At 63.7% G+C, this 6,124-nt stretch carries 6 protein-coding genes; 4 read left to right on the plus strand and 2 right to left on the minus strand.

Annotation, left to right across the window (positions count from 1 at the left end):
• The first annotated feature begins 179 nt into the window (after positions 1-179).
• On the plus strand, positions 180-1,424 hold the full coding sequence (locus ACK1U9_RS12265; RefSeq protein ID WP_153670518.1) for an MFS transporter: 1,245 nt from the start codon (positions 180-182) through the stop codon (positions 1,422-1,424).
• Positions 1,425-1,539: 115 nt separating this feature from the next.
• Here the strand turns inward: ACK1U9_RS12265 and ACK1U9_RS12270 are convergent, their stop codons facing one another.
• Both ACK1U9_RS12270 and ACK1U9_RS12275 read right to left on the minus strand, forming a co-directional pair.
• Entirely contained in the window at positions 1,540-3,087 is a 1,548-nt protein-coding gene (locus tag ACK1U9_RS12270; protein WP_046616544.1) for an AmpG family muropeptide MFS transporter, read from the minus strand.
• 43 nt (positions 3,088-3,130) lie between these two features.
• Positions 3,131-3,484, minus strand: a complete 354-nt coding sequence (locus ACK1U9_RS12275) for an MGMT family protein (protein ID WP_080958524.1) — start codon at positions 3,482-3,484, stop codon at positions 3,131-3,133.
• A gap of 166 nt (positions 3,485-3,650) precedes the next feature.
• Between ACK1U9_RS12275 and ACK1U9_RS12280 the strand changes: the two genes are divergently transcribed.
• The 3 genes from ACK1U9_RS12280 (at position 3,651) to ACK1U9_RS12290 (ending at position 6,097) form a co-directional block, all read left to right on the plus strand.
• Positions 3,651-4,661 carry a DUF481 domain-containing protein gene (locus ACK1U9_RS12280; RefSeq protein ID WP_046616548.1) on the plus strand — a complete coding sequence of 337 codons (1,011 nt, stop codon included), beginning with the start codon at positions 3,651-3,653 and terminating at the stop codon, positions 4,659-4,661.
• Between the two features lie 175 nt (positions 4,662-4,836).
• A complete protein-coding gene (locus ACK1U9_RS12285; protein WP_108480661.1) occupies positions 4,837-5,568 on the plus strand; it encodes a HugZ family pyridoxamine 5'-phosphate oxidase in 732 nt (243 codons plus the stop codon).
• Between the two features lie 67 nt (positions 5,569-5,635).
• On the plus strand, positions 5,636-6,097 hold the full coding sequence (locus tag ACK1U9_RS12290; protein ID WP_025340530.1) for an FxsA family protein: 462 nt from the start codon (positions 5,636-5,638) through the stop codon (positions 6,095-6,097).
• Positions 6,098-6,124: the final 27 nt, after the last annotated feature.

Raw genomic sequence — 6,124 nt, forward strand, 5'->3', positions numbered from 1 at the left:
CCGGCAAGCCAGCTCCCACAGGTACAACACAGGCCTGAAGACTGTGATGACCCTGTGGGAGCTGGCTTGCCCGGCGATGGGGCGCGAAGCGGCCCCGGTTTTTTTACACTTGTTCACAGCAATACCCCGCCATTTCTGGCATATAGCCTGACCCCAGCTGCCACACCCGATACGCCATCATGAAACCACTGCTGTACATCACCCCACTGCGCGCCTTGCTGTTCGGCCTGACCCTGGCCCTGTTCGAGCTGCTCACCTACCTGGCCAGCGATGCCGTCATGCCGGCCATGCCGGTGGTGGTCGGCGATCTGAACGCCAGCCCCGAATACATTCCCCACGCCCTCAACCTGTACCTGCTGGGGGGCGTGGTGCTGCAATGGCTGATCGGCCCGCTGGCCGACCGCTATGGCCGGCGCCCGTTGCTGCTGATTGGTTGCGCGTTCTTCGGCCTGGCCTGCATGGCCACCTTCTGGGTCCACGACATTGGCCTGTTCAACTTGCTGCGCCTGCTGCAGGGCATCGGCCTGGGCTTCGTGGTCACGGTCAGCTACCCGGCCCTGAACGAAGCCTTCAGCGAAGCCGACGCCGTGCGCATGATGGCGCTGCTGGCCAATATCGCCTTGCTTTCGCCACTGCTCGGGCCGCTGGTGGGCACCTTGCTGCTGCAGTGGCTGGACTGGCGCTGGCTGTTCGTGGCCTTTGCCATTGGCGCGGTTCTGGCGTGGCTGCTGCTGTACCGGCTGATGCCGGAAACCCTTGGCGTGGAGCGCCGCGATGGCTCGCGCCTGGCATTCACGCCGATCCATCTGCTGCCGCTGCTGGCCGGTTACGGCCAGTTGCTGGCCAACCGCCGCTTTGTCGCTGGTAGCGCGGCCCTGGGCTTGGTCGGTCTGCCGCTGATTGGCTGGATCGGCCTGTCGCCGGTGCTGCTGATCCACGACGAGGGGCTGAGCACCATGGAGTACGCGTTGTGGCAGTTGCCGGTGTTTGGCGGGCTGATTCTGGGCAACCTGATCATCAACCGCATAGCCGACCGTTATCCGCTGTCGGCGCTGGTGCGGGGTGCGTTGTGGCCATACCTGGCCGGCCTTTGCCTGATGGTGCTGGCGACCTGGCACTGGCCGAGCGTGACCAGCGTGGTGGCGGGCATGTCGCTGTACGCGCTGGGGTTGGGCGTGGCCAACGCGGTGCTGTATCGCATGACGCTGTTCGCCAGCGAGCAGAGCAAGGGGCTGGTCTCGGCCATGCTGGGGATGATCACCATCGCCTTGCTGGGGATGGGTGGGGCGGTGCTGGCAATGATTGGCGCCGGGGCCAGCTTGTTGCACTTTGCCCTGGCGGCGGGTGTGGCGGGGGCCTTGGCGCTGTGGCCACTGTGGTTTGTGGTGGGTAGACGGCCTGGTGAGGGGGCTGTTGCTCAGTAAACTTCATTGCCTGTACCGGCCTCTTCGCAGCACAAGGCTGCTCCTACAGGGCTGTTGTGTATCTGTAGGAGCAGCCTTGTGCTGCGAAGAGGCCGGTACAGGCAATACAAACCTGTCAGGGCCGCTCGGCCGCCGAACCTTCCTCTGCCACCGGTTTGCCCGGCCCGGCCTCCTGGCGCCACTGCAGGGCAATCAGGATCAGGGTCGGCACGCCCAGCAGGGCAGTGATCAGGAAGAAGTCGTGGTAGCCGAACTTCTCCACCATGACCCCCGAATACCCGCCGATCAGCCTTGGTAACAGCAGCATGATCGAGCTGAGCAACGCGTACTGGGTAGCCGAGAACTTCAGGTTGGTCAGGCTCGACAGGTAGGCGACGAATGCCGAGGTGGCCATGCCTGAGCTGAAGTTGTCCAGCGAGATGGTCACCACCAGCATCTGCAGGTTAGGGCCCATGTCGGCCAGCATCAGGAACAGGATGTTGGTACCCGCCGAGGCCGCACCACCGATGAACAGGATCGGCATGATGCCGAAGCGCACGATCAGCAGGCCACCAACCCCGGCGCCGACCAGGGTCATGATCAGGCCGAAAATCTTGCTGACGCTGGCGATCTGGTCCTTGGTGAAGCCCATGTCGATGTAGAACACGTTGGCCATCACACCCATCACCGTGTCCGACATGCGATAGGTGGCGATCAGGCCGAGCAGCAGCAAGGCCTGCCAGCGGTAGCGGGCAATGAAATCGTTGACCGGGGTCAGCACCGGCGCCAGGCCGCGACGGCCCAGGCTCGACAGGCACGCCCAGGTCAGCAGCACATAGAGGATCAGGCGCAGGAAGGCGCGGTCTTCCAGCAGCAGGTCCAGTGGCGTGGCATCACCGGAGATGACGCTGGACCAGCCGGTATTGAACATCTGGGTGAAGCTGGCCGGTACCGACACCAGCAGGATGATCAGCACGAACACCGAGGCCAGTTGGTGCACCAGCCCATAACGCGCTGCCGACAGCTGGGTACGCATGGGTACGGGCGGTTCGCGCATGATCAGGGTGGTGAACACGGCGGGCAGCATCATCACCGCGAACATGACGTAGGTGCCGGCCCAGGCCTTGTGCAGGTAGCTGAAACCGGTGGAGCCGAACCACTCGGCGAAGAACAGTGCGCCTGCCGTGGCCAGCAGGGCCGCCACGCGGTAGCCGGCCATGTAGCTGGCGGCGAGCGCTGCCTGGCGCTGGTCGTCGGCGATTTCCAGGCGGTAGGCATCGACGGCGATGTCCTGGGTGGCCGAAGCGAACGCCACCAGCACCGCCAGGGCGATCAGCCATGACAGGTGCTGCTGCGGGTCGCACAGGCTCATGCCGACCAGCCCGACCACTACCAGTGCCTGCGACAGCAGCAGCCACGAACGCCGACGCCCCAGGCTGCCAAGCAGCGGCAGGCGCCATTGGTCGAGCAGCGGTGACCATACCCATTTGAAGGCGTAGGCCAGGCCGATCAGGCTGGCGTAACCGATGGTCTCGCGGGCCACGCCGGCTTCGCGCAACCACACCGAAAGGGTGGAAAACACCAGCATGTAGGGCAGACCGGCAGCGAAGCCGAGCAGCAAAAGTACCAAGGTTGACGGGCTGGCATAGGCAGCAAGCGCAGCGCGCCAGGTTTTACGGGGCATGGGCCAACATCTGCCTCAAGTTTGCGAAAACAAAGCGCGCACTCTAACCGCTGTGCTCCATCGGGCGCCAGCCATGGCGCGTCATATCCACACGATTGTTGGTTACATTGACACCCTCCGCGCGCAGTCGCGCCCGTTGTTCATCCCCCGATGGGGTACCCAGTGCCAGGCTCAGCCGGCCACCAGCGCCAAGCACCCGGTGCCAGGGCAGACGAGTGTCCGTGGGCAGTTGCCCGAGGGTGCGCCCGACCCAGCGTGCCGCCCGCCCAAGCCCCGCCAGCTCGGCCAGCTGGCCATAGCTGACCACCTTGCCGGCGGGCACTTGGCCGAGTACCGAATACAGCGCCGTTCGTCGGCCCTCGGCGGAGTCGAGGGCGTGCTCATATCCGTCAGACATCAGGCACCCACTGGGCTGCAGATGAAACCGGACCGGCGGTCTGGCAAATGAGAGTTGAACTCAACGGCATGCTCCCGGTCTTTCCTTGCTCTGGTCGTGGTTATCTGGATAATGCCCGGCTTTTTTCGTCAAATCGAACCCGTACTCCGCAAATCATAGCCCGCTTATGAATTCTAGATCCTTGTTGTGCCTGCTTGCTGCTTCCCTGTGCGCCTCCCCGGTGTTCGCCGACACCGTGTGGATGAAGAACGGTGATCGGCTAAGCGGCAAGATCAAAGTATTCGATGGCGGCAAGCTGCTGCTGGAAACCCCCTATGGCGGTTCCATCGCCCTGGACTGGAAAGAGGTCCAGACCCTGGAGAGCGACCAGGAGATGCTGGTCAAGCAGGACGCCTACAGCGGTGAGCGCGCCAAGTCGCTGAAGGCCGCCGAGCCCGGCAAGGTGACCCTGGCCAATGGCGAGGCGCCGAAGACCGTGGAGCTGGCCAGCATCGAGCAGATCATGAAGCCCAAGCCACTGGTCGAGGATTTCGTGTGGAAGGGCAACGTCGACGTGGCCCTGGACTACAAGCGCGCCGAGAACGACACCGACGACTACGACGTCGGCTTCAAGACCAGTGCCCGCCATGGCCGCTGGCGGCACAACGCCGAAGGCGAATACAACCGCGAGACCAAGGACGACGTCACCACCACCGACAACTGGAGTGCCGAGTACGCCCTGGACCGCTTCCTCACCGAGAAGTGGTTCTGGCAGGGGCGCATGGAGTACAAGCGCGACCGCATCGAAGACCTCGCCCGCCAGCGCACCGTGGGTACCGGCCCGGGTTACCAGTTCTGGGACAACGAACTGGGCGCGTTTTCGCTGGGTTCGTTGATCAACCGTACCGACTTCGAATACCAGGATGGCGCCAAGGACAACTTCTATTCCGCGGCGGTGAAGTGGGACTACACCCGCTACCTGATTGGCAAGAACGTGCAGTTGTTCACCAACGGCGAGTTCGCCAAGCCGCTGGGTGGCGTGGCCGACTACGCGCTGGATGCCGAGGTTGGCCTGCGCTACAAAGTCACCGAGTGGGCCTCGCTGAACCTCAAGGCGGAAAAGGACATAATCACTGGTACGCGGGACAGTGACCTGGACAAGACCCGTTACACCGCAGGCTTCGGCGTTACCTGGTGAACCGCCGGGGGCGCGTAGCGCCCCTTTCGCGACACAAGGCCGCTCCTGCAGCATGTACGCGATCCTTTGCAGGAGCGGCCTTGCGTCGCGATGGGCTGCAAAGCAGCCCCATTGGCACTGGATCTGATAATGCTTATCTTGTCCCATCCAGTCCGATATCAGGAGCCGCCCCCAAGTGAGTACCAATGCCATCCGCCCCGCCCGGGAGCTGCTACTCAAGGAATACCGCGGCGTACTCTCGACCCATTCCAAGTCGATGCCCGGCTACCCCTTCGGCTCTGTTGTACCGTATTGCCTGGACGCCCAGGGCAACCCGCTGATCCTCATCAGCCGCATCGCCCAGCACACCCACAACCTGCTGAAGGACCCCAAGTGCTCGCTGCTGGTGGGCGAACGCGAAGCCGAGGACGTACAGGCCGTGGGGCGGCTGACGGTGATGGCCGAGGCCCACAAGCTGGTGGATGAGGCCGTCATCGAGGCTGCCGCCGAGCGCTACTACCGCTATTTCCCGGACGCGGCCAATTACCACAAGGCCCACGACTTCGACTTCTGGGTGTTGCAGCCGGTACGTCACCGCTACATTGGCGGCTTCGGCGCCATCCACTGGCTCGACCAGGTGACGTTGGCCAACCCGTTCGCCGGCAAGGCCGAGACGAGCATGGTCGAGCACATGAACAACGACCACGCCGACGCGATAGCCCATTATGTGGAGCTGAGCGATTTGCCACGCCATGCACCCGCGCAGATGGTCGGTGTAGACAGCGAAGGCATGCACCTGCGTATCGGCCAGGCGGTGTACTGGTTGCCTTTCCCAAGTAACTGCAACACGCCGACACAAGTCCGCGAAGCCCTGGTTTTGCTGGCTCGCGCCGACAAGTGGCCGGTTGCCACGGAAGTCGAGGGTTGAAAAGCCGAGCTCACGCATCCATTTGTGGGTCTTACAGGAAGGTTGTCTTCCAACGAGGATTGCTTTGATGCGTGCTTTTCTACTGCTGTTTCTCCTGTTTCCCGTGCTGGAGCTGTTCGTCTTCGTGAAGGTCAGTGCCGCCATCGGTTTCTTCCCGGCGCTGCTGCTGATCATCGCCGGCTCCGCCCTGGGTGTGCTGGTGATGCGCGTGGCCGGGCTGGCTACCGCACTGCGCGCCCGTGAAAGCCTGCAGCGTGGCGAACTGCCCGCCGAGGACATGTTCCAGGGCATGATGCTGGCCGTTGGTGGGGGCCTGCTGTTGCTGCCAGGTTTCATCAGCGACGTTCTGGGCCTGCTGTGCCTGCTGCCATTCACCCGTCACCTGGCCGCGCGCAAGATGCGCGAGCGTGCCGAGGCTCAGGCCATGCGCCAGCGTGCCTTCCAGGACGACCCGTTCCAGGCGCGGCCGCAGGATGGCGGGCATCGGCCGAATGTGATCGAAGGCGAGTACGAGCGCCGCGACAAGTAATAGCCGGGGGCCGGGGGGGGCCCCCCA

This window comes from Pseudomonas sp. XP1, assembly GCF_053557675.1.

Bases quoted from the DNA above. Each gene is read 5' to 3' on its own strand.
- ACK1U9_RS12290 (WP_025340530.1), top strand. From the start codon at position 5,636: ATGCGTGCTTTTCTACTGCTGTTTCTCCTGTTTCCCGTGCTGGAGCTG.
- ACK1U9_RS12275 (WP_080958524.1), bottom strand. From the start codon at position 3,484: ATGTCTGACGGATATGAGCACGCCCTCGACTCCGCCGAGGGCCGACGA.
- ACK1U9_RS12280 (WP_046616548.1), top strand. From the start codon at position 3,651: ATGAATTCTAGATCCTTGTTGTGCCTGCTTGCTGCTTCCCTGTGCGCC.
- ACK1U9_RS12270 (WP_046616544.1), bottom strand. From the start codon at position 3,087: ATGCCCCGTAAAACCTGGCGCGCTGCGCTTGCTGCCTATGCCAGCCCG.
- ACK1U9_RS12265 (WP_153670518.1), top strand. From the start codon at position 180: ATGAAACCACTGCTGTACATCACCCCACTGCGCGCCTTGCTGTTCGGC.